This is a genomic window from Bradyrhizobium macuxiense, assembly GCF_007993935.1.
GTDB classification, from domain to species: Bacteria; Pseudomonadota; Alphaproteobacteria; order Rhizobiales; family Xanthobacteraceae; genus Bradyrhizobium; species Bradyrhizobium macuxiense_A.
In genome coordinates this window covers 125,851-151,216 of the sequence record NZ_VITY01000013.1, presented here as the reverse complement: position 1 = coordinate 151,216, position 25,366 = coordinate 125,851, and the positions used below count along the sequence as shown (strand labels likewise).

The 25,366-nt window shown below is 65.0% G+C and carries 24 protein-coding genes; 13 read left to right on the top strand and 11 right to left on the bottom strand.

Annotated features, from left to right (window positions below):
- The first annotated feature begins 71 nt into the window (after positions 1 to 71).
- The 5 genes from FBZ93_RS30345 (at position 72) to FBZ93_RS30325 (ending at position 5,882) form a co-directional block, all read left to right on the top strand.
- A complete protein-coding gene (locus tag FBZ93_RS30345) occupies positions 72 to 1,592 on the top strand; it encodes a M81 family metallopeptidase (protein ID WP_146991120.1) in 1,521 nt (506 codons plus the stop codon).
- A gap of 6 nt (positions 1,593 to 1,598) precedes the next feature.
- Complete coding sequence (locus FBZ93_RS30340; RefSeq protein WP_146991119.1) at positions 1,599 to 2,771, top strand: M20 aminoacylase family protein; 1,173 nt, start codon at positions 1,599 to 1,601, stop codon at positions 2,769 to 2,771.
- Positions 2,764 to 4,182: an amidase gene (locus FBZ93_RS30335; RefSeq protein ID WP_146991118.1), complete on the top strand. Its 1,419-nt coding sequence runs from the start codon at positions 2,764 to 2,766 to the stop codon at positions 4,180 to 4,182. Before FBZ93_RS30340 ends, FBZ93_RS30335 begins: the two co-directional genes overlap by 8 nt.
- Before the next feature lie 135 nt (positions 4,183 to 4,317).
- Positions 4,318 to 5,208 carry a crotonase/enoyl-CoA hydratase family protein gene (locus tag FBZ93_RS30330; protein WP_146991117.1) on the top strand — a complete coding sequence of 297 codons (891 nt, stop codon included), beginning with the start codon at positions 4,318 to 4,320 and terminating at the stop codon, positions 5,206 to 5,208.
- Complete coding sequence (locus tag FBZ93_RS30325) at positions 5,205 to 5,882, top strand: alpha/beta fold hydrolase (protein WP_146991116.1); 678 nt, start codon at positions 5,205 to 5,207, stop codon at positions 5,880 to 5,882. The genes FBZ93_RS30330 and FBZ93_RS30325 overlap by 4 nt, the downstream gene beginning before the upstream one ends.
- On the opposite strand, the gene FBZ93_RS30320 is transcribed toward FBZ93_RS30325, so the two are convergent.
- From FBZ93_RS30320 to FBZ93_RS30305, 4 genes are all read right to left on the bottom strand, one after another.
- Positions 5,883 to 7,928 carry a methyl-accepting chemotaxis protein gene (locus FBZ93_RS30320; RefSeq protein WP_146991115.1) on the bottom strand — a complete coding sequence of 682 codons (2,046 nt, stop codon included), beginning with the start codon at positions 7,926 to 7,928 and terminating at the stop codon, positions 5,883 to 5,885.
- A gap of 112 nt (positions 7,929 to 8,040) precedes the next feature.
- The gene (locus tag FBZ93_RS30315) at positions 8,041 to 9,015 is read right to left on the bottom strand and encodes an NADPH:quinone oxidoreductase family protein (protein ID WP_146991114.1); all 975 of its coding nucleotides are present in this window, start codon (positions 9,013 to 9,015) and stop codon (positions 8,041 to 8,043) included.
- Positions 9,015 to 9,626 (bottom strand): 2-hydroxychromene-2-carboxylate isomerase, encoded by a 612-nt coding sequence (locus FBZ93_RS30310; protein ID WP_146991204.1) that lies wholly within the window; start codon positions 9,624 to 9,626, stop codon positions 9,015 to 9,017. Before FBZ93_RS30310 ends, FBZ93_RS30315 begins: the two co-directional genes overlap by 1 nt.
- Before the next feature lie 99 nt (positions 9,627 to 9,725).
- Positions 9,726 to 10,430 (bottom strand): glutathione binding-like protein, encoded by a 705-nt coding sequence (locus FBZ93_RS30305; protein WP_146991113.1) that lies wholly within the window; start codon positions 10,428 to 10,430, stop codon positions 9,726 to 9,728.
- 98 nt (positions 10,431 to 10,528) lie between these two features.
- Between FBZ93_RS30305 and FBZ93_RS30300 the strand changes: the two genes are divergently transcribed.
- Entirely contained in the window at positions 10,529 to 11,551 is a 1,023-nt protein-coding gene (locus FBZ93_RS30300; RefSeq protein ID WP_146991112.1) for a methionine synthase, read from the top strand.
- Between the two features lie 15 nt (positions 11,552 to 11,566).
- On the opposite strand, the gene FBZ93_RS30295 is transcribed toward FBZ93_RS30300, so the two are convergent.
- The 3 genes from FBZ93_RS30295 to FBZ93_RS30285 all read right to left on the bottom strand — a co-directional run bounded on the left by FBZ93_RS30295 (position 11,567) and on the right by FBZ93_RS30285 (position 13,590).
- Positions 11,567 to 12,190, bottom strand: coding sequence for a hypothetical protein (locus FBZ93_RS30295; protein ID WP_146991111.1), 624 nt, complete (start codon positions 12,188 to 12,190; stop codon positions 11,567 to 11,569).
- 113 nt (positions 12,191 to 12,303) lie between these two features.
- Positions 12,304 to 12,831, bottom strand: coding sequence for a xanthine phosphoribosyltransferase (gpt, locus tag FBZ93_RS30290; RefSeq protein WP_146991110.1), 528 nt, complete (start codon positions 12,829 to 12,831; stop codon positions 12,304 to 12,306).
- A 6-nt stretch (positions 12,832 to 12,837) separates the two neighbouring features.
- The gene (locus FBZ93_RS30285; RefSeq protein ID WP_146991109.1) at positions 12,838 to 13,590 is read right to left on the bottom strand and encodes a competence/damage-inducible protein A; all 753 of its coding nucleotides are present in this window, start codon (positions 13,588 to 13,590) and stop codon (positions 12,838 to 12,840) included.
- Between the two features lie 237 nt (positions 13,591 to 13,827).
- On the opposite strand from FBZ93_RS30285, the gene FBZ93_RS30280 reads away from it, so the two are divergent.
- From FBZ93_RS30280 to FBZ93_RS30265, 4 genes are all read left to right on the top strand, one after another.
- The gene (locus tag FBZ93_RS30280) at positions 13,828 to 15,246 is read left to right on the top strand and encodes a circularly permuted type 2 ATP-grasp protein (RefSeq protein ID WP_146991108.1); all 1,419 of its coding nucleotides are present in this window, start codon (positions 13,828 to 13,830) and stop codon (positions 15,244 to 15,246) included.
- Positions 15,247 to 15,254: 8 nt separating this feature from the next.
- Positions 15,255 to 16,199 (top strand): alpha-E domain-containing protein, encoded by a 945-nt coding sequence (locus FBZ93_RS30275; RefSeq protein ID WP_146991107.1) that lies wholly within the window; start codon positions 15,255 to 15,257, stop codon positions 16,197 to 16,199.
- Between the two features lie 212 nt (positions 16,200 to 16,411).
- Positions 16,412 to 17,254: a transglutaminase family protein gene (locus FBZ93_RS30270; RefSeq protein ID WP_146991106.1), complete on the top strand. Its 843-nt coding sequence runs from the start codon at positions 16,412 to 16,414 to the stop codon at positions 17,252 to 17,254.
- 156 nt (positions 17,255 to 17,410) lie between these two features.
- On the top strand, positions 17,411 to 17,836 hold the full coding sequence (locus FBZ93_RS30265) for a carboxymuconolactone decarboxylase family protein (protein ID WP_146991104.1): 426 nt from the start codon (positions 17,411 to 17,413) through the stop codon (positions 17,834 to 17,836).
- 19 nt (positions 17,837 to 17,855) lie between these two features.
- On the opposite strand, the gene FBZ93_RS30260 is transcribed toward FBZ93_RS30265, so the two are convergent.
- Genes FBZ93_RS30260 through pdhA form a run of 3 tightly spaced genes read right to left on the bottom strand, consistent with a single transcriptional unit; the run spans position 17,856 to position 21,044 of the window.
- A complete protein-coding gene (locus FBZ93_RS30260; RefSeq protein ID WP_146991102.1) occupies positions 17,856 to 18,953 on the bottom strand; it encodes a dihydrolipoamide acetyltransferase family protein in 1,098 nt (365 codons plus the stop codon).
- Between the two features lie 20 nt (positions 18,954 to 18,973).
- Entirely contained in the window at positions 18,974 to 19,954 is a 981-nt protein-coding gene (locus FBZ93_RS30255; protein ID WP_146991100.1) for an alpha-ketoacid dehydrogenase subunit beta, read from the bottom strand.
- A complete protein-coding gene (pdhA, locus tag FBZ93_RS30250; protein ID WP_433995456.1) occupies positions 19,947 to 21,044 on the bottom strand; it encodes a pyruvate dehydrogenase (acetyl-transferring) E1 component subunit alpha in 1,098 nt (365 codons plus the stop codon). The genes FBZ93_RS30255 and pdhA overlap by 8 nt, the downstream gene beginning before the upstream one ends.
- Positions 21,045 to 21,452: 408 nt before the next feature.
- Between pdhA and FBZ93_RS30245 the strand changes: the two genes are divergently transcribed.
- Entirely contained in the window at positions 21,453 to 21,746 is a 294-nt protein-coding gene (locus tag FBZ93_RS30245; RefSeq protein WP_076859210.1) for a GYD domain-containing protein, read from the top strand.
- Between the two features lie 115 nt (positions 21,747 to 21,861).
- Here the strand turns inward: FBZ93_RS30245 and FBZ93_RS30240 are convergent, their stop codons facing one another.
- Positions 21,862 to 23,457 (bottom strand): ABC transporter substrate-binding protein, encoded by a 1,596-nt coding sequence (locus tag FBZ93_RS30240; RefSeq protein WP_146991098.1) that lies wholly within the window; start codon positions 23,455 to 23,457, stop codon positions 21,862 to 21,864.
- Positions 23,458 to 23,751: 294 nt separating this feature from the next.
- Here FBZ93_RS30240 and FBZ93_RS30235 point away from each other — a divergent pair, with 294 nt between their 5' ends.
- Together FBZ93_RS30235 and FBZ93_RS30230 are read left to right on the top strand one after the other, a co-directional pair.
- A complete protein-coding gene (locus FBZ93_RS30235) occupies positions 23,752 to 24,513 on the top strand; it encodes a proteasome-type protease (protein WP_050422298.1) in 762 nt (253 codons plus the stop codon).
- A gap of 12 nt (positions 24,514 to 24,525) precedes the next feature.
- Positions 24,526 to 25,287 carry an SDR family oxidoreductase gene (locus FBZ93_RS30230; RefSeq protein WP_146991096.1) on the top strand — a complete coding sequence of 254 codons (762 nt, stop codon included), beginning with the start codon at positions 24,526 to 24,528 and terminating at the stop codon, positions 25,285 to 25,287.
- Positions 25,288 to 25,366 lie beyond the last annotated feature (79 nt).

Below are 25,366 nucleotides of genomic sequence, written 5' to 3'. Positions count from 1 at the left end.
CAACTCAGATGGTGGGATGATGCGATTGCTTCCAATTCGCTTCATCATCGAAGAAACCTGTCGAGACCTTGATGACCCGCATTGCCGTTGGCGGCTTCCTGCACGAGACCAACACCTTCGCACCGACGAAGGCAACCTATGACGACTTCGTGCATGGCGGCGGCTGGCCGTCGATGACGCATGGCGCCGACGTGCTCAAGGTCATGCGCAGGATCAATGTCGGGCTTGCCGGGTTCGTCGAGGCCGCGGAAGCCAATGGCTGGGAGCTGGTGCCGACGATCTTCGCCGCGGCGAGCCCGTCGGCGCATGTCAGCAAGGATGCGTTCGAGCGGATCGTCACGGAAATGGTCGACGGCATTGTCGCGGCCGGGCCGATCGACGCGGTCTATCTCGACCTGCACGGCGCCATGGTCACCGAGCACTATGACGACGGCGAAGGCGAAACCCTCGCGCGCGTGCGCAAGGCCATCGGCCCGGACGTGCTGTTGGTGGTGAGCCTCGATCTGCACGCCAACGTCTCGCCCAAGATGGTCGAACATGCCGATGCGCTGATCGCCTACCGCACCTACCCGCATGTCGACATGGCCGACACCGGCCGCGCCTGCGCGCGGCATCTGGCGCTGATGCTCAAGTCCGGGCAGCGCTTTGCAAAAGCATTCCGGCAATTGTCGTTCCTGATCCCGATCAGCTGGCAATGCACCAACGACCAGCCGACCAAGGGCATCTATCAGAAGCTCGCGGCTCTCGAGGGTGACGCCGTGCCGACGCTGTCGTTTGCCCCGGGCTTCCCGGCGGCCGATTTCAGGGATTGCGGGCCGAGCGTGTTCGCCTATGGCCGGACCCAGGCCGACGCGGATGCGGCCGCCGACAAGGTCGTCGCCCTGGTCGAGAGCCATGAGGACGATTTCGACGGCCGGATCTATTCGCCGGACGAAGGCGTGCAGTTGGCGATGCAACTGGCGAAGTCGGCCAGCAAGCCGATCATCATCGCCGACACCCAGGACAATCCCGGCGCCGGCGGCGATTCCGACACGACAGGCATGCTGCGCGCGCTGGTGCGCAACCGAGCGAGCGCCGCAACCGGCGTGATCTACGACCCGCAATCCGCGAAGACCGCGCACGCGGCGGGGGTCGGCGCATCGGTCACGCTCGAGCTCGGCGGCAAGTCCGGTATTCCCGGCGACGCGCCCTACCGGGAGACTTTCGTCGTCGAGAAACTGTCGGACGGCAAGTTCGTGGCGCCCGGCCCCTATTTCGGCGGCCGCGACATGGATATGGGCCCCTCGGCCTGCCTGCGGGTCGGCGACGTCCGCGTCGTCGTCGGCTCCTACAAGGCCCAGCTTGCCGACCAGTCGATGTACCGCTATGTCGGTATCGAGCCGACGGCGCAGAAGATCCTGGTCAACAAGAGCTCGGTGCATTTCCGCGCCGATTTCGAACCGATCGCGGAGAAACTGCTGATCTGCGCCGCGCCCGGTGCAATGCCGGCCGACACCGCCACGCTGCCGTGGAAACATTTGCGGCCGGGCATTCGTATCAAGCCTAACGGCCCCACTTTCACACCCACCTCCCCATCACGCACAAACGGATAGAGAGCCATGCCGACCATTGAGCGCATCGACAGTTTTGCCGACGAACTCACCGCCATCAGACGGGATCTGCATGCGCATCCCGAGATCGGCTTCGAGGAGGTCCGCACATCAGGCATCGTCGCCGAGAAGCTTTCGAGCTGGGGCATCGAGGTGCATCGCGGCCTCGGCGGCACCGGCGTGGTCGGCGTGCTCAAGGGCAAGGGCAGCGGCACCAAGAAGATCGGCCTGCGCGCCGACATGGACGCGCTGCCGATGGAGGAGAACACCAATCTGAAGTGGCGTTCGACCATCCCGGGCCGCTTCCACGGCTGCGGCCATGACGGCCACACCACGATGCTGCTCGGCTCGGCGCGCTATCTCGCCGAGACCCGCAATTTCGACGGCACCGTGCATTTCATCTTCCAGCCGGCCGAGGAAGGTCTCGGCGGCGCCCGCGCCATGATCAAGGACGGCCTGTTCAAGCAATTCCCCTGCGACGAGGTCTATGGCCTGCACAATGCGCCCGATCTCAACCATGGCGAGATCGCGATCCTGCCGGGCCCGGCGATGGCCGCGGCCGACTTCTTCGACATCAGGATCCAGGGCTATGGCGCCCATGGCGCGATGCCGGAACGCTCCAAGGACGCGGTGGTGATCGCAATGACGCTCGGACAGGCGCTGCAGTCGATCGTCAGCCGCAACGTCGATCCGCTGGAGGCAGCGGTGCTGTCGATCACCCAGATCCATTCCGGTTCGGCCTACAACGTCATTCCCGGGGATGCCTGGATGTGCGGCACGGTGCGCTGTTTCTCCGAGGAGATCCGCGCGCTGATCCGCAAGCGCATGCGCGAGATCTGCGCCGGCTTCGCCGCCGCCTATGACGCCGAAATCTCGGTTGAGATCCGCGACGGCTTCAGCGTGCTGGTCAATCAGGAAGAGCAGTCCCGCGTGGTCGAGGAAGTCGCGCGCACCGTGGTCGATCCGGCCAAGGTGATCACCCGCTCGACGCCCAAGATGGGCAGCGAGGATTTCGCAGACATGATGCAGGCCGTTCCCGGTGCGTATTTCTGGGTCGGACATGACGGTTCAGTGCCCGTGCACAATCCCGGTTACGTTCTCGACGACAAGATCCTGCCGATCGGCGCCAGCATGTTCGCTCGCATCATCGAGAAACGTATGCCGGCAGGTGCGCATGCATAAGCCGAAAGGGGACGCCATCACGTCGCTGCACGATCTCTCTGCCGTCGACCTGCTCGCCGGCTATCGTGCCAAGCAGTTCTCGCCGTCCGAAGTGCTCGAGGAAATCATCTCCCAGGTCGCGACCTGGGAGCCGCACATCAAGGCGCTGTATCTGTACGACCCCGACGGGGCGCGCAAGGTCGCCAAGGCCTCGACCGAGCGCTGGCAGCAGGCCGAGCCGGCCGGCACGCTCGACGGCGTGCCCGTCACCATCAAGGACAACGTCGCGACCAAGGGACAGCCGGTGCCGCTGGGCACGATGAGCGTCAAGCTCACGCCGGCGGAGAAGGATGCGCCGCCTGCCGCGCGGCTGCGCGAAGCCGGCTGCGTGATCTTCTCCAAGACCACGATGCCGGATTACGGCATGCTGTCGTCGGGACTGTCATCGTTCCATCCCCTCACCCGCAATCCCTGGGATGTCAGCAAGAACCCCGGCGGATCGAGCTCCGGCGCAGGCGCGGCCGGTGCCGCCGGATACGGCCCGCTGCATCTCGGCACCGATATCGGCGGCTCGGTGCGGCTGCCGGCCTCCTGGTGCGGCCTCGTCGCACTGAAGCCGAGCCTCGGCCGCGTGCCGATCGACCCGCCTTATGTCGGCCGCGTCGCGGGGCCGATGACCCGCACCGTCGACGACGCCGCGCTGATGATGAGCGTGCTGTCGCGTCCCGATCGCCGCGACGGCATGAGCCTGCCGGCACTCGAGGTGAACTGGAAGGCGCTGGAGAAGTCGCCGCGCAAGCTGCGCATCGGCCTGATGCTCGATGCCGGATCCGGCCAGAAGGTCGAGAAGGAGGTTCGCGAGGTCGTCGTCAAGGCGGCGAAGGCGTTCGAATCCGCCGGTGCTGTGATTACCGAGATCGACGGCATCCTGACGCCGGAGATGCTCGAAGGGCTCGACAATTTCTGGCGTGCACGGACCTGGGACGAGCTGTCGAAATTGTCGCAAGCCGATCGCGGCAAGACCCTGCCCTATATCCTCAACTGGGCCGAGGCCGGCGCGAAGCTCTCCGGCGTCGACGTGGTGCGCGGCTTCAATCAGACGATGGCGATCCGCGCCGCCGCCGCAAAGCTGTTCTGCGAGGTCGACTACGTGATCTCGCCGGTGTCGCCGGTCGTGAACTTCCCCGCGGAGTTCGCAGCGCCGCTCAACGACCCCGCGAAGCCGTTCGAGCACATCTGCTTTACCGTGCCGTGGAATATGTCGGAGAATCCTGCGCTGTCGATCAACGGCGGCTACGACAAGAAGGGCTTTCCGATCGGCGTCCAGATCATCGGTCGCCGCTTCGACGACATCGGCGTGCTCGGCATGGGCAAGGCGTTCGAAGGCCTGCGCGGCCCGCAGAAGCCGTGGCCGACGCCGCCGAAGAAGTAGCGCCTCAACGCAAGTCGGATGCGCGGAGCTCAGCCTGCACATCCGACTTCTTCACAAGGGATGATTGCCGGGTTAACTGAATGGAGACGCGCGCCAGCGCCGTTCATTCAAGAAAACCGAGAGGAAATCATCCCCATGGCGTATGAGACGATCAAGTACGAGGTCGCCGAGCAGATCCTGACCATCACGCTGAACCGGCCCGACAAGCTCAACGCCTTCAACGCCACGATGCAGCAGGAGCTGATCGACGCGTTCGACAAGGCCGACAAGGACGACGACGTCAGGGCGATCATCGTGACCGGCGAAGGCCGCGGCTTCTGCGCCGGCGCCGATCTCTCCTCGGGCGCCAACACCTTCGACCGCGACGCGCGGCGCGGCCCGGTCAAGCGCAATGCCGACGGCAGCGTCGACTACAGCGATCCGCAGGTGCGCGATGGCGGCGGCCAGGTGACGCTGCGCATCTTCAAGTGTCTGAAGCCCGTGATCGCCGCGGTGAACGGTCCGGCGGTCGGCATCGGCGTGACCATGCAGCTCGCGATGGATATCCGCATCGCGTCGGACGCCGCGCGCTTCGGCTTCGTGTTCTCCCAGCGCGGCATCGTGCCGGAAGCTGCCTCGAGCTGGTTCCTGCCGCGCATCGTCGGCATCTCGCAGGCGCTGGAGTGGTGCTACTCGGGCCGCGTCTTCCCGGCGCAGGAGGCGCTCGCCGGCCGGCTCGTCAGCAAGGTGGTGCCGCCGGACGATCTGCTGCCGACCGCGCGTGCGCTCGCCAAGGAATTCGCCGCCAAGACCGCGCCGGTGTCGGTGGCGCTGATCCGCCAGATGATGTGGCGCATGATGGGTGCCGACGATCCGATGGAGGCGCACAAGGTCGACAGCCGCGGCATCTATGCCCGCGGCCGCTCCGAGGACGTCAAGGAAGGCGTGGTGTCGTTCCTGGAGAAGCGCCCCGCGCAATTCAAGAACAAGGTCTCGTCGGATATGCCCGACTATTTCCCGTGGTGGCAAGAGCGCGACTATAAGTGAACGAACGGCGTCAAGCGGCGTCCACATCTGACGGCGTCGTCCTGCTGCACGGCATCAGCAGGACGGCGCGCTCGTTTCGCAGGATGGAGCTGGCGCTTGGCGATGCCGGCTTTGCCACCCTCAATCTCGACTATGACAGCCGGCGCAAGGCGCTCGATGCGTTGGCCGAGGACATCCATCGTCCCCTCGATCGCTTCGCGCAGGGCCTCGACGGCTCCGTGCACTTCGTCTGCCATTCGATGGGCGGTCTCTTGGCCCGCGTCTATCTGGCACGACATCGCCCCGCCCGGCTCGGCCGCGTCGTGATGCTGGGCACGCCGAACGGCGGCAGCGAGGTCGCCGACCGCCTGAAGAACCTCGCCGCGTATCGCGCCTACTTCGGCCCGGCCGGCCAGCAGCTCGTCACCCGCCGCGATGCCGCGACCAGCGCGCTGCTGCCCGCAATCGACTATGAGGCCGGCATCATTGCCGGCAACCGCTCGGTCTATCCGATTACCTCGATGGCCCTGCCGCGTCCGCATGACGGAAGGGTGTCGGTCGCCAACACCAGGCTCGAGGGCATGGCCGATCACACCGTGATCAGCACCTCGCATCCCTGGCTGGTGCGCAATGCGGAGGCGATCACGCAGACCATCGCGTTCCTGCGCGATGGACGGTTCGCAAAGATGCGCTGATCAGGCCGCCTTGATGCTGCCGATGAAATTCTCGACGTGGCCGCGCATCCGCGCCGACTGGCGCGACAATTCCTGGGAAGCACCGAGCACCCGACCGGCGGCCGTGCCCGATTCCTCCGCTGCGCCGGTGACCGCGCCGATATTGGCCGAGATCTCGCCGGTTCCCTTGGCGGCGTGCTGGACGTTGCGCGCGATCTCCTGGGTCGCCGCGCCCTGCTCCTCGACGGCGCTGGCGATCGACGAGGCGATCTCGTTGATCTCGTCGATCGTGACGGTCATGCCTCGGATCGCGGTGACGACATCGCCCGACGTTGCCTGGATCGCGCCGATCTGCGCCCGGATATCGTCGGTCGCCTTCGCGGTCTGTTCCGCAAGCGTCTTGACCTCGGCCGCGACGACGGCAAAGCCGCGGCCGGCGTCACCGGCGCGCGCCGCCTCGATCGTGGCATTGAGCGCCAGCAAATTGGTCTGGCTCGCGATCTCGCTGATCAGCTTGACGACGTCGCCGATCTTCTCCGCGGCGGCGGAGAGCCCCTGCACCGTCTCATTGGTGCGCCGCCCGTCTGCCGCGGCACGCTGTGCGATCTGCGCCGATTGCGTCACCTGCCGGCCGATCTCACCGACCGAGCCCGACAACTGCTCGGTCGCGGCGGCAACCGTCTGCATGTTGGTCGACGCCGCCTGCGTCGCGCCCGCGACATTCGCGGCCTGCTCGCTGGTCTTACCGGCGCTTTTGCGCATCTGCGCAGCCGTCGCCTCGAGCTGTGCCGACGCCGAGATCACGGCATCGATGACCGCGCCGATGTCGTCGTGGAACTGGTCGGTGAGGTCGTCGACGCGCGCGACGCGGGCCGCGCGCTGGTTGACGGCCTCGCTATCCCTGGCGGCGAGCGCGGCGGAACGGATCATGCTCTCCTTGAAGAACTGCACGGTCCGCGCCATCACGCCGATCTCGTCGCCGCGGTCGGTGGCGCCGACCCTGAGATCGAGATGCCCTTCCGCCAGCCCGGTCATGTTGGCGGCGAGCGTATTGATCGGCACCGTGATGCTGCGCGCCATCGCCAATACGGCGAGCACTCCCGCGAGCAGCGCCAGCAGCATCATTCCGGCGACGACGGCAAGGCTCATGGTCGCCTCTGCCTTCTTGTCGATCATCAGGCGAGACAATTCGGCGGCAAGCCCGTCTTCAATTGTCTTGAGCATGTCGATCCGGACGGTGGCGGCGTCGAACCACGATTTGCTGTCGAGCGACTTGAGGTCGCCGGCGAGCCCGCCCTGCTCGACCGTCTTGCGCATGGCATTCAATGTGTCGACGGCGCCGCCTGACATCGTTCCGGTGAACAGCTCACGTGCTTGCCGCGACGCGGCGGCGCGGAACGCGCTGAAGAAGCTCTCCTGCGCCGCCGCTAGTCCAACCGCGCGGACGTAGAGCTGCGGCTCGAAGCGGCCCGCCGCAATGCCACCGGCGATCGCGGCGCGCTCCTGCCCGGCGCGCTCCTTGCCTTCGATCAGGTTGGCGTAGGCGGCAATGGATTTCGAGATCTCGTCGTCGCTGCTGAGCTTCGCAATGCCGGTGATGACCGTGATCAGCCGGCCGATCGTATCGGTGAGATAGCCGACCGCTGCCGGCGGCGCGACCGCAAGGCCATCGATGTCGATGCGGCGCTGGTCAAGCCGACCGAGACCATCCTGGGCCGCTTGCGCGGCCGCGGCGAGGTCACCGGCTCCCGGCGCCTTCAGGTCTGCGAGCACCGATGCTGCGACCGACCGCTCCGCGTCGCTGCGCTTGCGCTGCTCGGCAAGCTCGTTCCGCATCTGCGTGCCTTTGCTGCCGAGATAGGCCGACGACAGGCCGCGCTCGCGCTGCAGCTCATGCACCAGCCGGCTGAGCTTGCCGACGCCCTCGGCGATCGGCTGCATCCGGGCGATGTCAGACCGAACCGACCACTTCGCCGAGATCTCGTAGATCGCCAGCGCCGCAAACGCGACCAGCGGCAGCAAGGCGGAGAACGCAATGCGATAAAGTATCCTGGTGTTCTTCAACATGACTCAACCCCCGGTTGGATCATGCCTACATTCGATTGGTAAAAAAGCCCTGCGGCAGCGCCGCTGAAGTTTTGGGCAGGCGCTGCGCAGAACGTTTGCAAAGGTCGTAGTTCTACCGAGTGATCAGCGCCACACGGCCGATCGCCTTGCGTTCGATCAACAGCCGCATCGCCTTCGCATAATCCTCGAGCGGCAACCGGTGTGAGATATTCGGCCGCACCCGGCCGGCCTCGGCCCATTCGCTCAGCGCCTTGAACCTGACCTCGCCGAGCGCGGGGTCCTTGCGCACCGCCTCGCCGGCGCGGACGCCGAGCACGCTGGCGCCCTTGATCATCAAAAGATTGGTGCGGGCAAGCCCGATGCCGCCGGTGAAGCCGACAACGAGAATCCGCGCGCCCCAGTTGATGCAGCGCATCGAGTTCTCGAACACCTCGCCGCCGACCGGATCGAACACGACATCGGCGCCGCGTCCGTCGGTGAGGCGCTTGACGGCGTCGCGGAACGGCTCGCGCGCGTAGAGCACGAGATGGTCCGCGCCGCGCGCCTTGGCGATCGCAAGCTTCTCCTCGGACGAGGCCGCGGCGATCACGGTGGCGCCGAGCAGCTTGCCGATCTCGACCGCGGCAAGCCCGACGCCGCCGCCGGCGCCATGCACCAGCAGCACCTCGCCCGGCTTGATCTGCCCACGATCGATCAGCGCGTGATAGGCCGTGCCGTGCGCGGCAAGGAAGGTCGCGCCTTCCGCATAGTCGAAGGTCGACGGCACCGGCACGAGCTGCGCCGGCACGGCGACCGTCTCGTCGCAATAGGCGCCGAAGCGCATCTTGACGATCACCTTGTCGCCGACCGCGACGCCCGGGGCAGCATTGACCTCGACCACATCGCCGGCGGCTTCCGACCCCGGCGTAAACGGCAGCGGCGGCTTGAGTTGGTACTCGCCCGCGGCCATCAGGATGTCGGGGAAATTGATCCCGGCGGCACGGATCGCAACACGCACCTGCCCCGGCTGCAAAGGCACCGAGGCGAAGCTCTCGAGCTGAAGACGCTCGGGCGGCCCGAGCTCGCGGCAGACGACGGCTTTCGGCATCAGGCGGCTCGCGCCTTGAGACGTGCCAGCGCTTCGCGGATCAGCGGCAGGCGGTCATTGCCGAAATACATGTCGGTCTTGTCGAGATAGATCGTCGGCGAACCAAAGCCGCCGCGCGCCATCACCTCCTCGGTGTTGGCCTTGAGCTGGTCCTTGATCGCCTGATCGCCGATGCCGGCGAGGAACTGCGCCGGATCAATCCCAAGCTTGCTGCAGATCTCGGTCAACACCGCATCCTGCGAGATGTCCTTGTCGTCGCCCCAATAGGCCTCGAACACGGCGCGGGCGAACGGCACCATCTTCTCGTTGCCGAGCCAGACGCAGCCGCGCATCGCCTTGACGCTGTTCACCGGGAATACGGTCGGCGGCATCTTGATCGCAAGACCGGCCGAGCGCGCCCAGTCGGCAAGATCTTTCTTCATGTAGCGCGCCTTCAACGGCACCGGCTTCTCGCGCTGCGCGTAAACCGACGGATTGACGGTGTTGAAGATGCCGCCGACCAGGATCGGCCGCCAGGTGATCTCGGCGCCGAACTCCTTCGCCAGCGGCTGGATGTTGTGCCAGGCGAGGTAAGTCCACGGGCTGGAACAGTCGAAGAAGAATTCGATCATGGCGTTTCCCTTTGTCTTTTCCACGCTCATTCTCGTCATTCCGGGATGCGCCGCAAGGCGGAGAGCTCGCGACTGTGTCGCGCCGCGGAATAACGGACACTATTTTTTGTCGACCAGCTCCTTCGCACGCTGGCCGAACATGTTCTTGCGTGATTCCTCGTCAAACGGCTCCTTGACGAATTTGCCGATCGCAAGCCCCGCCTGCACCTGCGGCCGAGCGCGCACGGTCGCGTACCAGCGCTTGATGTTCGGGAAATCGTCGAGGGTGAAGCCCTGCGCCTTGTGGGTCATGGTCCAGGGGAAGCAGGCGATGTCGGCGATCGAATAGTCGAGGCCTGCGATATAGGCGCCGGTCTTGCCGAGCTGACGGTCGAGCACGCCATAGAGCCGCGCGGTCTCGTCGCGGTAGCGCTCGATCGCGTAGGGAATCTTCTCGGCCGCATAGAGCGCGAAATGGCCGTGCTGGCCGAGCATCGGCCCGAGGCCGCCCATCTGCCACATCACCCATTGGATGACGTTCGACCGCGCACGCAGCTCCCTGGACAGGAAGCGGCCGGCCTTGTCGGCGAGATAGATCAGGATCGCGCCGGTCTCGAACACCGAGAACGGCCCGCCGCCGTCGGCGGGCGCATGGTCGACGATCGCGGGGATACGATTGTTCGGGCTGATCGCCAGGAATTCGGGCCTAAACTGCTCGCCGGCGCGGATGTTCACCGGGATCACCGTGTACGGGAGCCCCAGTTCCTCCAGCATGATCGAGATCTTCCAGCCGTTCGGCGTCGGCGCGTAGTGCAGGTCGATCATCGGCGTCTATTCCCCATCACAAAGACTTTTGTTGTTCTGTACGTCCACTCTAGGACATGGCACACAGGCGCTCAATCAGAACCCATCGGGAGGCACCCATGCTGTTTCCAACCACGATCGCAGGCTCGCTGCCAAAGCCGGAATGGCTCGCGGAGCCGAACATGCTGTGGGCACCCTGGAAGTCCGAAGGCGCCGAGCTCGCCCGCGCCAAGCGCGATGCCACCGTGCTTGCGGTCAAGCTGCAGGAGGATGCCGGCGTCGACATCGTCACCGAGGGCGAACAGGCGCGCCAGCACTTCGTGCACGGTTTCCTGGAGCGGATCGAGGGCATCGATTTCGCCCACAAGGTCGAGATGGGGATCCGCAAGGATCGCTATAAGGCGATGGTGCCGCAGGTGGTCGCGCCGCTGCAGCTCAAGGGACGCGTCCACGAAGGCGAGGCGCGGGCCGCGCGCGCCCACACCAAGAACAAACTGAAATTCACCTTGCCCGGCCCGATGACGATCATCGATACCATCGCCGACCAATATTATGGCGACCGCGTCAAGATGGCATTCGCTTTCGCGGAGCTGTTGAACCAGGAGGCCAAGGCGTTGCAGGCCGACGGCGTCGACATGATCCAGTTCGACGAGCCTGCCTTCAACGTCTACATGGACCAGGTGCGCGACTGGGGCATCAAGGCGCTGGAGCGCGCCGCCGAGGGTCTCACCTGCGCCACCGCCGTGCACATCTGCTACGGCTACGGCATCAAGGCCAACACTGACTGGAAAGAGACGCTCGGCGGCGAGTGGCGGCAGTATGAAGAGACCTTCCCTGTGATCGACAACAGCACGATCCAGCAGGTCGCGATCGAGTGCCGCAACTCGAAAGTGCCGATCGAGCTGCTCGCCGCACTGCCCGGCAAGATCGTGCAGGCCGGCGTGATCGACGTCGCCAGCGACGAGGTCGAGACCGCGGAAGATGTCGTCAAGGTGATCGAGGCGGTCGCAAAGCACGTGCCGAAGGGCAATATCATCGCGACCACCAATTGCGGCATGGCGCCGATGCGGCGCGATATCGCCGAGGCCAAGCTGATCGCGCTCGGCGCCGGTGCGAAACTGGCACGGCAGCGGCTGGCATAAGGCAGCGCCGGCGGCTCAACCGAGCGCGGCCGCCGCGCTCGGGTTCAGCACCGGCCGGTAGCCGGATTGAAATGCACGAACGGTCGACGGCGGCGTCAGCAGCATCGCGGGCGTGGTCACGTCGGCCCGCTCATAGCCGGCGAACGACCAGCGCAGCGTCTTGCCATCGGCGACGAGGTAGCTCTCGCCGCTCGCCTGCACCATCGTCCCGTCGGGCAACGCGTCAATCGGCAGCGGCAGCGGATGCAGCCGCTTCTTCCTGTGATCCAGCCGCTCGGCATGCAGCACCGCATCCATCGCCTTGGCGCTGAGATCGCTCACGCCGTTGCCCTTCTCCCAGGCGGCACGAAACCGGTTGGCGTCGTCGCGGCGGCAGTAGAAGCAAGGCCGGTGTCCGGCCGCGAACGCGGTGGCTTCGTCAAGGAAGAACAGCTCAGTCCAGCTCTGCCGGCGCATCACCTCGCGCCGCCGCCCCCTGAACTCGCAGACGCAGGTGAGCCACGCCGGCGACGACCAGCGCTTGTTGAGCAGCGTCCGCGTCGCGGGATCGTGGATGATGCCGCGATTGCCGGTGAAGGTGCCGCGATGCTCTGACGCGACGATGTCGCCTGATGGAGTGACGCGGTTTTGCAGGGGCATTGCGCGCCTCTAACCACACGCGTCATTGCGAGGAGCGAAGCGACGAAGCAATCCACACTACCGCATATGCGGAGCCGTGGATTGCTTCGCTTCGCTCGCAATGACGGGTCAACTCACGCCGCTCCATCCCGGATCGGCGGCTGGAACGACAGCGCAGTGTCCCAGGGAAAGAAGATCCAGGTGTCTTGCGACACCTCGGTGATGTAGGTGTCGACCAGCGGGCGTCCCTGGGGCTTGGCATAGACGGTTGCGAAATGCGCGTCCGGAAGCAGCTCGCGCACCAGCCTGCCGGTCTTTCCTGTGTCGACGAGGTCGTCGACGATCAACAGCCCCTTGCCGGTGCCGCCGCCGAGCTTGGCGGTCTGCTCCGAAATGCCCTTGAGCACTTTCAGATCGCCCTGCTTGTCATGGTCGTAGCTGGCGACGCAGACGGTATCGATCACCCGCAGACCGAGCTCGCGCGCCACGATCGCGGCCGGCACCAGCCCGCCGCGGGTGATCGCGATTACCGCGTGGAACGGGCCGACCTCGTTGAGCCGCCAGGTCAGCGCCCGGCAATCCCGGTGGAATTGATCCCACGAGACCGGAAACGGCCTGCCGGCCCGATCTTGCACGCTCGGTTCAGAGTTTCGTTCAACCATCTCGCTTCAACCCGCCGGCTTCTGCTGCGCGGCCTGCACCTGCTTCAGCATCTCCTTCACCGCCGCCATCGCCACCGCAAGCTTCTCGGGATCGCGCGAGCGGACCACCAGATTGGTGTTCGGCTTCTGGTTCTCGTCCTGGAACGGATAGCTGCCGATGATGGTGTCGGGATTGGCTTCCGCGATCGCCCGCAGCGGGCCGCCGATATCGCCCTCGCGCGCGTCGGCGCGGACCGAGTCCGACAGCATCCGCACGCCGGATTTAAGGGTCGGCGCCACGATGTCCATCATCGCCTGCATGATGGTGGGAATGCCGGCCATCACGATGACATTGCCGAGCTTGAAGCCCGGCGCCAGGATGGTCGCACTCTGGATCAGCTCGGCGCCATCGGGCACCCGGGCCATTCGCAGCCGCGCCTCGTTGAGGTCCTGCTCGCTCCAGCGCTCCCTGAACCGCGCCACCACCTCGGGGTGATGGTGGATATCGACCCCGAACGCCTTGGCCACGCTGTCGGCCGTGATGTCGTCATGGGTCGGCCCGATGCCGCCGGTCGTGAACACGTAGGTGTACCTATGCCGCAGCGCATCAAGGGCGGAGATGATGTCGGCCTCGTCGTCGGCAACGACGCGGACCTCCTTCAGGTCGATGCCGATATTGGTCAGGTATTCGGCGATGAAGCCGATGTTCTTGTCCTTGGTCCGGCCGGACAGGATCTCGTCGCCGATCACCAATATCCCCGCCGTGACGATCTCGCTCATGGTCTCATTCCCTAAAACTTGCCCTAACTTGATCCCCTGACATTGCCGATCCAATGCCTTGATGTCACGGGGTTTTGCCGCCGAATTAAGCAGACCTCAGCCGGTTTTTCGGGCAGGCCTTCCTCGCTATCCCTAGCAAATGCCACACGCCAATGCATATCGCGCTGGCCCGCCCCTTGCTACCATCCCATCAAGTCATGCACTGTGTCACATGGCTTGGGAGGGCAGTCGGGATATATGGCAGTCGCGTTCGATGAGATGAACGGCCTCGGCGAGGATCTCCGCCCGGCCTACCAGGAGCTCTCCCGCTGGCTCAAAGAGACGCCACCGGATGCGCTCGAATATCGACGCCAGGAAGCGGAGCTCTTGTTCCGCCGGATCGGCATCACCTTCGCGGTCTACGGCGATTCCGAAGCCCAGGAGCGGCTGATCCCGTTCGACGTCATTCCGCGCATCATGTCCGCGACCGAGTGGACGCTGCTGGAGAAGGGCCTGAAGCAGCGCGTGCTCGCGCTCAACATGTTCCTCAAGGACATCTATCACGGCCGCGACATCCTGCGCGCCAACGTCATCCCCGAGGACCTGATCTTCCAGAACCCGGTATTCCGGCCGGAGATGAACGGCCAGGACGTGCCGCACGACATCTACGTCCACATCGCCGGCATCGACATCATCCGCACCGACCCGGACAATTTCATCGTGCTGGAGGACAATGCGCGCACGCCCTCCGGCGTGTCCTACATGCTGGAAAACCGCGAGATCATGATGCGGCTGTTTCCGGACCTGTTTTCGCGTCACCGCGTCGCGCCGGTCGAACGCTATCCGGACGAGCTGTTGTCGGCGCTGCGGTCGGTGGCGCCGCACAACGCTTCCGCCGAGCCGACGGTCGCGCTGATGACGCCCGGGGTCTACAACTCGGCCTATTACGAGCACTCCTTCCTGGCCGACAAGCTCGGCATCGAGTTGGTCGAGGGGCGCGACCTCATCGTCAAGAACGACGAGGTGTTCATGCGCACCACCGAGGGGCTGAAGCGGGTCGATGTGATCTACCGCCGCGTCGACGACGACTTCCTCGATCCCCTCACCTTCCGGCCGGATTCCGCGCTCGGCGTCCCCGGCCTGATGTCGGCCTATGCCGCCGGCAACATCACGCTCGCCAATGCGGTCGGCACCGGCATCGCCGACGACAAGGCGATTTACTCCTACATGCCCGACATCGTGAAGTTCTACCTCAGCGAGGAGCCGATCCTGAAGAACGTGCAGACCTGGCGCTGCCGCGAACCGCAGGATCTGTCCTATGTGCTCGACAACCTCGCCGACCTCGTGGTCAAGGAGGTGCACGGCTCAGGCGGCTACGGCATGTTGATCGGCCCCGCCGCCACCAAGGCGACGATCGAGGCGTTCCGCGACAAGCTCAAGCGCGAGCCGGAGGGCTTCATCGCCCAGCCGACGCTGGCGCTGTCGACCTGCCCGACCTGCACCGACAAGGGCCTGGCGCCGCGCCATGTCGACCTCCGCCCGTTCGTGCTGACCGGCTCCAGCCACACCACCATCGTGCCCGGCGGACTGACACGGGTGGCGCTGAAGGAGGGCTCGCTCGTGGTCAATTCGAGCCAGGGCGGCGGCACCAAGGACACCTGGATACTGAGCGAGTAGTTGAAAGCATGCTGTCGCGCACCGCTGAAAACCTGTTCTGGCTGGCCCGCTATGTCGAACGCGCCGAGTATCTCGCGCGCACGATCGACGCCACGCTCCGCGTCACCGCGCTGCCCGCGGCCTATGTCGGCAAGACCAATGAGTGGGACTCCGCCCTGCTCACCGCTGGCGTCGGCGCGGCCTTCTATGACCATTATGAAGAAGCCAACGAGCGAAACGTCGTCGAGTACCTTTCCTTCTCGTCGGAGAACCCCGCCTCGATCAAGAACTGCATCGAGGCGGCCCGGCTCAATTCGCGCTCGGTGCGAACAGCGCTGACCTCAGAAATGTGGGACACCATCAACTCGGCGTGGATCGAGCTGCAGGCGGTCTGGAACAAGGGTCCCGCCAACCGCGAGGAGCTGGCCAAATTCCTGCGCTTCGTGCAGGAGACCTCGCTGCGCTTCGACGGTTCGGCCTACCGGACCATGCTGCGCAACGACGCCTACTGGTTCTCGCGGCTCGGCGTCCATCTCGAGCGCGCCGACAACACCGCTCGGATCCTCGACGTGAAGTATCACATGCTGCTGCCCGAGGAAGAGCACGTCGGCGGCCCGCTGGATTACTACCAGTGGACCTCGATCCTGCGCTCGGTGTCGGCGACAACAGCCTATCACTGGGTCTACCGGGAAACCCTGAAACCCTGGCTGATCGCCGACCTCCTCATCCTCAACGACACGCTGCCGCGCTCGCTTGCCAGCTGCTACAGCAATCTGGTGCGCAACCTGGATCAGATCGGCGTCGCCTATGGCCGCCAGGGCGCCTCCCAGCGCCACGCCCGCGGCATCAGGAACCGGCTCGAGCACAGCCATATGGACGATATCTTCCAGCATGGCGTGCACGAATTCATCCAGGAATTCATCGCGGATAACTCAAGGCTGGGTGAGATCATCACCAAGCAGTATCTGATCTAGAGGAAACGACGTGAAATCAGTGCCGTCGGCGGGCACTATCTTCACCTCTCCCGAAGGGAGAGGTCGGATCGCGTTTTTGCGATCCGGGTGAGGGAGTTCGGTCTATCGAGGGACCTTGACCCCTCACCCGAATTGCTGCGCAATTTTACCTCTCCCGATGGGAGAGGTAAAATCCCGTTGCTGCCAGCTCTGATCTGACCTACTGGAACGCCATGCGCCTGCGGATAGCCCACACCACCACCTATCGCTACGAGCCCGCGGCCTCGGGCGTGATCCAGATTCTGCGGATGACGCCGGGCAGCCATGACGGCCAATATGTCGCGGACTGGCAGATCGATGTCTCGACCGATTCCAGACTCGATACCCATGAGGACGCCTTCGGCAACGTCACCCATGTGCTGACGCATGGTTCGATCAGCGACCTCACCATCCACTGCGAGGGCCTGGTCGAGACCCAGGACACCGGCGGAGTGCTGAAGGGCAGCGACGAGCGGTTTCCGCCGAGCCTGTTCCTGCGCCCCACGCCGCTGACCGACCTCAACCCGGCGATGACGAGTATCGTGCGTGAGCTGCGCGCCGAAGCCGGCACCGACGTGCTCGGCTTCCTGCACGCGCTGATGGTGCGGATCTACGAGCACATGACCTTCGACGAGGACCCGACCAACAGCGCCACCTCGGCCTCCGAGGCGTTCGCGCTGAAGCGCGGCGTCTGCCAGGACTACGCCCACATCCTGATCGCCTGCGCGCGCGCCGGCGGCGTTCCGGCGCGGTTCGTCTCCGGCCATTTCCTGCGCTCCGACGGCATGGTCAACCAGCAGGCCGGCCATGCCTGGGCCGAGGCCTTCGTGCCAGACTTGGGCTGGGTCGGCTTCGACGCCGCCAACGGCATCTGCACCACCGACGCCCATGCCCGCGTCGCAATCGGCCTCGACTATCTCGGCGCCGCCCCGGTCCGCGGCACCCGCTATGGCGGCGGCAACGAGACGCTGACGGTCGCGGTCAAGGTCGACCAGGCCGGACGCCCCGGGCAGTGGCAGAGCCAGACGCAGTCGTAGGCTGTCCCCGCTCCGCGCCCGTCATTGCGAGCGCAGCGAAGCAATCCATCCGGCCGCGTGCCCAGGCATGGATTGCTTCGTCGCTTCGCTCCTCGCAATGACGGCCAAGGTGCTATGATTGCTGTCACCCTCACATCCGAACCATCGGAACACACCATGGCCACCGTAAAGCTGCTCGCCGACGACGAACTCTCGGCCGAGGCGCGTGCCGTCTTCGACGACATCCGCAAAGTGCGGAAGTCGGACTTCATCAACAATTTCTGGCGCGCGCTGGCGCATGATCCGAAGACGCTGCGGCGGACCTGGGAGAGCATCAAGGAGGTGATGGCGCCGGGTGCGCTCGACCCGAAGGTGAAAGAAATGCTCTACGTCGCGGTCTCTGTGGCGCATGGCTGCAGCTACTGCATTCACTCCCACACCGCGGCCGCCCGCGCCAAGGGCATGACCGACGCCGAGTACCAGGAAATGCTGGCGATCATCGGCATGGCGGCCGAGACCAACCGGTTGGTCACCGCGCTCGGCGTGCCGGTGGACGAGGCGTTCCTGGTCGATGCACCGGCAGGACAAAGGCAGGAGTCGTGACGCTCGCGAACGAGTGACGTCACGAAACGCGCTCGACGTCGGATTTGAGGACAACCAGGAAACGGGCCGCTTCACCGCCCGTCACCACCCGATGGTCGAAGGTCAGCGATAGCGGCAGCGTGCGCCGGACCGCAACCTCTCCCCGAAGCGCGACCACGCGCTCCGATATCCGCCCGGCACCGACGATCGCCGTCTGCGGCGGCACGATGATGAGATTGGCAAACCGCCCTCCGATCATGCCGAAATTCGACAACGTGATCGTCGCACCGCGCAGCTCTTCCGGGGGTATCGCACGTGCGATTGCGTCGGCTCGCAGACGGTCCAGTCCAGCCCGCAGATCCGATACGCTCCGCTCCGCGACGTTGCGCAGCACGGGAACGATCAGGCCGCCGCCGGTGTCGACGGCGATGCCGAGATCGATGCGCTCGATCAAGCGCCGTTCTCCCGCGCCGGAATGATACCAGGCATTGAGTGCGGGCTCTGCCTTGCAGGCGGCGGCGATCGCCCGCGCCAGGCGGATCGTCACATCCTCGCCCCGCCGCCACTCGTGGATATCAGCTTCATCGGTGACCGTTGCCGGAACGATTTCCGCGTGCGCTGCCGTCATGCGTTGGGCCATCGCGCGGCGCAAGCCGCGCAGCGGCTCGGCGGGTCCGCCGTGAGACATCCGCTTCGCCGCCCGCTCGACATCGGCCCGCGTGATGGTGCCGCCAGGCCCCGTCGCCTCGACGAGATCGAGCGCGACGTCAAGCTTGCGCGCCAGCGCCCGCACTGCCGGAAACACCTGAGCTCCCTGCCCGCCGGGCAGCGAAGCTGTTGTCGGCACCGGCCGTTGCTCGCCGGCGCCGAGCTCGCCCACAATCGTGCCGGTGTCCTGCCCGGCGTCCTCGGCAAACTCCACGAGCGGCGCGCCGACCTTCACGATATCGCCCTTGGTACCGAACAAGCGCGCGATCCGCCCGCTCGACGGCGCCGGTATCTCGACCACCGCCTTGTCGGTCTCGACCGAAACGAGCGGCTGATCGGTCACGACGTGATCGCCCTCGTTGACGTACCAGGTGACGATCTCGGCTTCTTCAAGACCTTCACCAAGGTCCGGCAACGTGAACTGGCGCATGGCACGAGGTCCGTTGATGTTCAGTTGTACTGGCACGCCTTTCGGGCTGCGGTCACGATGCGTCCGACCGACGGCATGTAGCGTTGCTCGAGGCGGGCCATCGGAATGACCGTGTCGTAACCGGTGACGCGGGTCACGGGTGCGAGCAGCGAGGATAGTCCGTGCTCGGCAATGAGGGCTGCGATCTCCGCGCCAAATCCGCCGGTGTGCGCGGCCTCGTGCACGATGACGCAGCGCCCGGTCTTTGCGACCGAACCGAGCACGGTGTTTTCATCGTAGGGCTTGAGCGTGGCGAGATCGATAACCTCGGCAGCGATGCCCTCGTCGGCGAGCGCGTCCGCTGCGGCCATCGTTTCCTTCAGCATCGCGCCCCAGCTGATCAGCGTGACGTCGCGACCTTCCCTCAGGATAAAGGCGAGATCCAGCGGCAAGGCTTCGCCGTTGTCATCCACCTCGCCTTTCGCCGCGCGGTACAACCGCGTCGGCTCCAGGAACACCACCGGATCCGGATCACGGATCGCGGCGAGGAGAAGTCCATAGGCGCGCTCCGGCGACGAAGGCATGACGACACGCAAGCCCGGAATATGGGCGAGCATCGCCTCAGTGCTTTCGGAATGGTGCTCTGGCGCGCGAATGCCGGCACCGTGCGGCGTCCGCAGGACCATCGGACAGGTGAGCCGTCCCTGGGTACGGTTGCGCATCCGTGATGCGTGATTCACCAGCTGATCGAGACAGGGATAAATGAATCCCATGAACTGGATTTCGCCGACGGGCTTCAATCCCTGCGCGGCCATGCCGACGCAGAGTCCGCTGATCAGGAGTTCGGCAAGCGGTGTATCGAGGACGCGCTCCGGACCAAAGCGCTCCTGCAAGCCGACGGTCGCGCGGAAGACGCCGCCATTGACGCCGACATCCTCGCCGAGCACGACCACATCAGGATCATCCGCCATGGCGCGGCCGAGAGCCAGATTGATGGCTTCGACCAACGTGACTTCAGGCATCGTCCTCTCCCGCGAGTTCGCGGCGCTGCGCGGCATAGGCCTCGGGCAGTTCGGCATAGAGGTTGTCGAACATGGTCTCCGCTCGGCGCGGCGGCGTGTTTAGATAGCGCTCCACCGCCGCCTCGATACGTTCATGGCACTCGGCGGCAAGCTGCTCCTCGTCGGCCTTGGTCCACATCTTCCGGCCGACGAGATAGGACCTGAGCCGTGCGACCGGCTCTTCCTTCCAGTGCGCCTGCGCTGCATCGGCCGAACGATAGCGCGACGCATCATCGGAAGTGGTGTGATCGCCGAGCCGGTAGGTCACCGCTTCGATGAAGTGAGGGCCCTTGCCATCGCGGGCAGCGGCAATGGCCTCCTCGGCGGCGGCACGCATCGCCACCACGTCACTTCCGTCCACCTGCTCGCCGCTGAACCCCGCGGCGATGGCCTTCTGCGCCAGCGTCTCGGCCCCCGTCTGCAGCCGCAGCGGCACCGATATGGCCCATTGATTGTTGGTGGCGACGAACACGAGCGGCAATTTGTGAACGCCGGCGAAATTCATGGCCTCGTAAACGTCGCCTTTCGAGGTCGCGCCATCGCCGAACAAGCAGACGGCCACGCGCGGCTCCTTGCGCAGCTTCAGGGCATAGGCAACACCGGCCGCGTGCGGCGCCTGTGATCCGACGGGAACGCAGAACGGGAAATCGTGGCGCGGACCGGAGAAGTGATTGCCTCGTTCGTCGCCGCCCCAGAACAGCAGGATCTCCTCCGGCTTGACGCCACGCCAGAGCAATGCGCCATTGTCGCGATAAGAGGGCAGCAGAACGTCATCTTCCCGCATCGCACTCGCGATGCCGACCGACACCGCCTCCTGGCCGAGCGAAACGGCATAGGTTCCAAGTCGACCGGTGCGCTGCAACGCAACAGCCTTTCGGTCAAACAGGCGCAACAGCACCATCGACCGGTAAAGTTCAACGAGCAGCCTGACATCTGTAGCGAAGGCGGGAAGCGGCCGGTCTATCGAGCCGTCGGGCGCGAGATAATTGCGGCGGCGCACCTCAAAGTGCGCAATGACGGGGAGCTCTTCGTTTGCTCTTTTGCTGGCCACGCGCTCACTCCTGGAGCGGTTCTGCCTCCCACGTTCAAATATTTGGTGTTCGGGCCGCAACGATGCAATACCGCGGCAGCTTTCTCTTGACCTCTCTCTTGCTTCTCTCTCGGCGCGCGCGTCGACGGCCGAGGGATCGCCGAGCCTCGCCGCCGCGCTCCCGATCACAACGCGGGGAGCCCTCTTTCTCGAACCAGCGACGTGGCGTAATCTGCACCGAGCTGCCCTTTGAGACGGGACGGGCCGACGTCGCCGTTTGAAGGAACGGGCGGCGGTCAGGCCGTCGGCAGGCATCTCAGTCTGATAGCGGCGCCTGCCTTATGTGGCGCTCCCTCAACTTCAACGTGAAGCAAGTTGGCCTGCCGCGCACGCGGCAGACAAGGGCATGCATAACCCTTGGAGGACGACATGGCGACATTCATATTGAGGATCGACTGGACCGACCAGGGAATTCGTAATGTCAAGGAAGCTCCCAAGCGCAGCAGAGCGGCGCGAGAACTCGCCCAGAAGCTCGGCGTCGAAATCAAGGAGGTCTATCTCACCTCCGGCGAGCATGACATTCTTCTGCTCGCCGAAGCGCCCCTCGGCGACAACATTACAAAACTCGCGCTTGCTCTGAGCTCAATGGGAAACATTCGGACCTGCACCTCGCGGGCGTGGCCCGAGGCCGAGTGGACCAAGCTGATATCCGAACTCCCGTAGCGGCTACGGATATCCCGGCGGATCCCTACGCGGCCGGCTCTTGGTCGCGTGAATGAATGAAGACGCGAAGCGCACGAGGGCGACAGCGTATGCCGTCGCCAGGGGGTGATATGCGTTACTTATCTAGCCAGACATCCTCGAAGCGCAGATTGTTGTACTGGCTGTTGTCGTGCGGATGAAAGTTCTTCACGTAGGGCTGCCAGCAATTGCCGGCCGATGAGTGCAGGATGACCGGTCGCGCGGCGTCGTCGACCAGCAGATGCTCGATATCGAACACGATCTTGCGGCGCTTGTCCTTGTCGACCTCGCGCGACTGCGCCGCGAGCAGTCTGTCGACCTCGGCGTTGCAATACTGGGTGTAGTTGCGCTCGGAGTTGCAGGAATAATTCTCGACCAGATTGCCGTCAGGATCGTCGACGCTGACGCCGGTGACGTTCAGGCCGATCGTGTAGTCCTTGCGCTGCAGCCGCGAGTACCAGCGCGGCGTATCCAAAATATCGAGCTCGGCGACGATGTAGATCTTCTTGAGCTGGTCGGCGAGGATCACGGCCGGGTCGCGATAGGTCGGCAAATTGCGGGTCTGGATCTTGATCGACAGCGGCTTGGCGTCGCTGTAGCCGAGCTTCTGCATGATCGCCTGCGCGTCCGCGAGGTTCTTCTCGGTGTCGGGGCCGTAGCCCATCAGCGTCGACAGGATCTCCGGCGGCATGCCCCACTCGCCTTCAGGCTTGGCCTGCATCGCCCCGCCGAGCCGCCCGGTGCCCTCGAACAGGATGCTGTTGAAGGCCTTGCGATCCAGTGCCAGCGACATCGCCTTGCGGATCTCCGGGTTGTCGAACGGCGGATTGACCCGGTTGACCAAAAGATTGATCTGCAGATTGGTCGACGTCATCTCGCAGATCGCGTTCGGCGCCCGCGCCTTGACGTCCTTCATCAGGGGAATGCTGACGTCTGAGGGAAAGGTGATGTCATAGTCGCCGGTCGCGAACGCCAGCATGCGGGTAGCGCGGCTGTCGATCGAGCGCACCGTGATCTCGTCGAGATACGGCCGGTCCTTCTTGAAGTAGTCGGGGTTGCGCACCAGACGGATCGAATCGCCGCGCCGGAACTCGACGAACTTGAACGGCCCGGTGCCGATCGGCTTGGTGCGCATCACCTGCTGCGGCACGTGGCAGGGATAGACCACCGAGAAGGCGCTGGCGAGCAGCGCCAACAGGCCGGGCTGCGGCTCGGTCAATTCGAAGGTCGCCTCATCGTCGCCGTTGACGCTGACATCCCTGAGCTTCGAGTACCAGACCTTGCGCGGATTGCGCTTGAAATCCTGAGTCTCGCTCTTGCCGATCAGCATCCGCCAGGTGCACTGCACGTCCCTGGCGGTGAACGGCTGGCCGTCATGCCATTTCACGCCGTGATGCAGCTTGAAAGTGAGTTTCGTGTTGGTCGGGTCCCACGACCAGCTCTCGGCAAGATCGGGGATCACGGTGTCGATGGATTCGTGCACCTTGGCCGGATCGAACACGACGAGGTTGTTGAAGACGGCCGCGAACGGCATCACCGAGGCGATGGTGGACTCCTCGAGCAGCGAGGTCGAGGGCGGATTGTCGTTGTGATAGAGCCGCAGCGTGCCGCCCCCTTTCTGCGCCGATGCGGGGCTCGCCGCCATCGCCGCGATGCCCATGGTCACAACGCATGCGGCCAGCTTGAACGACATTCTCGCCTCCCGGAATTCTTGTTGTTGTCGGTTGCAGGCAGTCGACCACAAGGCCAGGAGCGTCGCAATGACGGGGGGCGCGGATCATTGCCGGATGCGTGCGACGCAGAGCGGGACCGGAGCCCACAAGTCCGGACAGCCGATGGCGGGAACAGAGGCGTTCTCCGCGATCGGGCCTCTCCCCTTCTTTGACCGGCTGCCGCATGTCCCGTCACGGGGAATTAGGGTTGGATGCGACCTCGAAATTGGCTACACGTTTGGCGCCGAGAAACTCGGACCGTTTGAGGGCTGGAAATGACCTATTGCTGCGGAATTCTGGTGCGCGACGGCCTCGTCATGATCGCCGATACCCGCACCAATGCCGGCCTCGACAACGTCTCGACCTTCCGCAAGCTGCACATCTTCGAAAAGCCCGGCGAGCGCATCATGGCGATCGCCAGCGCCGGCAATCTGGCGATCAGCCAGTCGGTGCTCTCGACCCTGACCGAGGGCATGGAAGACCCGCACACCGGCGAGCTCGAGACGCTGATGAACGCGCCGACCATGTTCCAGGCGGCGCAACGGATCGGCCGCGCCATCCGCTCGGTGCACGCCACCGAGGGCGAGGCGCTGCGTTCGGAGGATATCTCCTTCGACGTGTCGTTCCTGTTCGGCGGCCAGATCAAGGGCTCGCGGATGCGGCTGTTCATGGTCTACACCGCCGGCAATTTCATCGAGTGCACGACCGATACGCCCTATTTGCAGATCGGCGAGCACAAATACGGCAAGCCGGTGCTCGATCGCGCCATGCATTACGACGTCGAGCTCTATGAGGCGCTCAAGACCGGGCTGATCTCGATGGATTCGACGATGCGCTCCAATCTCGGTGTCGGCCTGCCGATCGACGTCCTGGTGGTGCGCGCCGACGTCTGCGAGGCCGACCTCAATCATCGCATCGAGGCCGGCGAGCCCTATTTCCATGATTTGCGCTCGCGCTGGTCGGCGGCGCTCCGCGCGGCGCACCAGAACATTCCACGTCCCCCCTACAAGAACGAAACCGAAGCAAAAACCAAGTAAGAGGAAACTCGGATGACCGAAGCAACCAGCAAGATCGCACTCGTGACCGGCGCCGGCACCGGCGTTGGACGCGCCGCGTCGCTCGCTTTGATGGACAAGGGCTACACCGTCGTGCTCGTCGGGCGCCGCCTGGAGATGCTGGAAGAGACCGCCAAGCTCGGTCCCGCCGGCAAGAGCCTGTGCATTACCGCCGACATGGCCAATCCGGCTGCGATCGCCGCGCTGTTCGACAAGGTGAAGGCGACCTACGGCCGGCTCGACGTGCTGTTCAACAACGCGGGCATGGGCGCGCCGCCGGTCAATTTCGAGGATCTGCCGCTCGAACAGTGGCAGGCCGTCGTGAACACCAACCTCACCGCTCCGTTCCTGTGCACCCAGCACGCCTTCCGCATCATGAAGGACCAGTCGCCGCGCGGCGGTCGCATCATCAACAACGGCTCGATCTCGGCGCACGCGCCGCGGCCGTTCTCGGCGGCCTACACCTCGACCAAGCACGCCATCACCGGCCTGACCAAGGCCTCCAACCTCGACGGCCGCATGTATGACATCGCGGTCGGCCAGGTCGACATCGGCAACGCCGCGACCCCGATGACCGATCGCATGGTCAACGGCCCCGGCGTGCTGCAGCCCGACGGCACCACCAAGCACGAGCCGCGCATGGATGCGAAGGCGGTCGGCGACGCCGTCGCCTATATGGCCGGCCTGCCGCTCGACGCCAACGTGCTGTTCATGACGGTCATGGCGACCAAGATGCCGTTCGTCGGGCGGGGCTGAACCCCCGCTTGCGGCAAAGCTATCGCGACGGCACGGCCCGTGCCATGCCGTCGCAGGCGCGCACTGTCAAAATATCGAA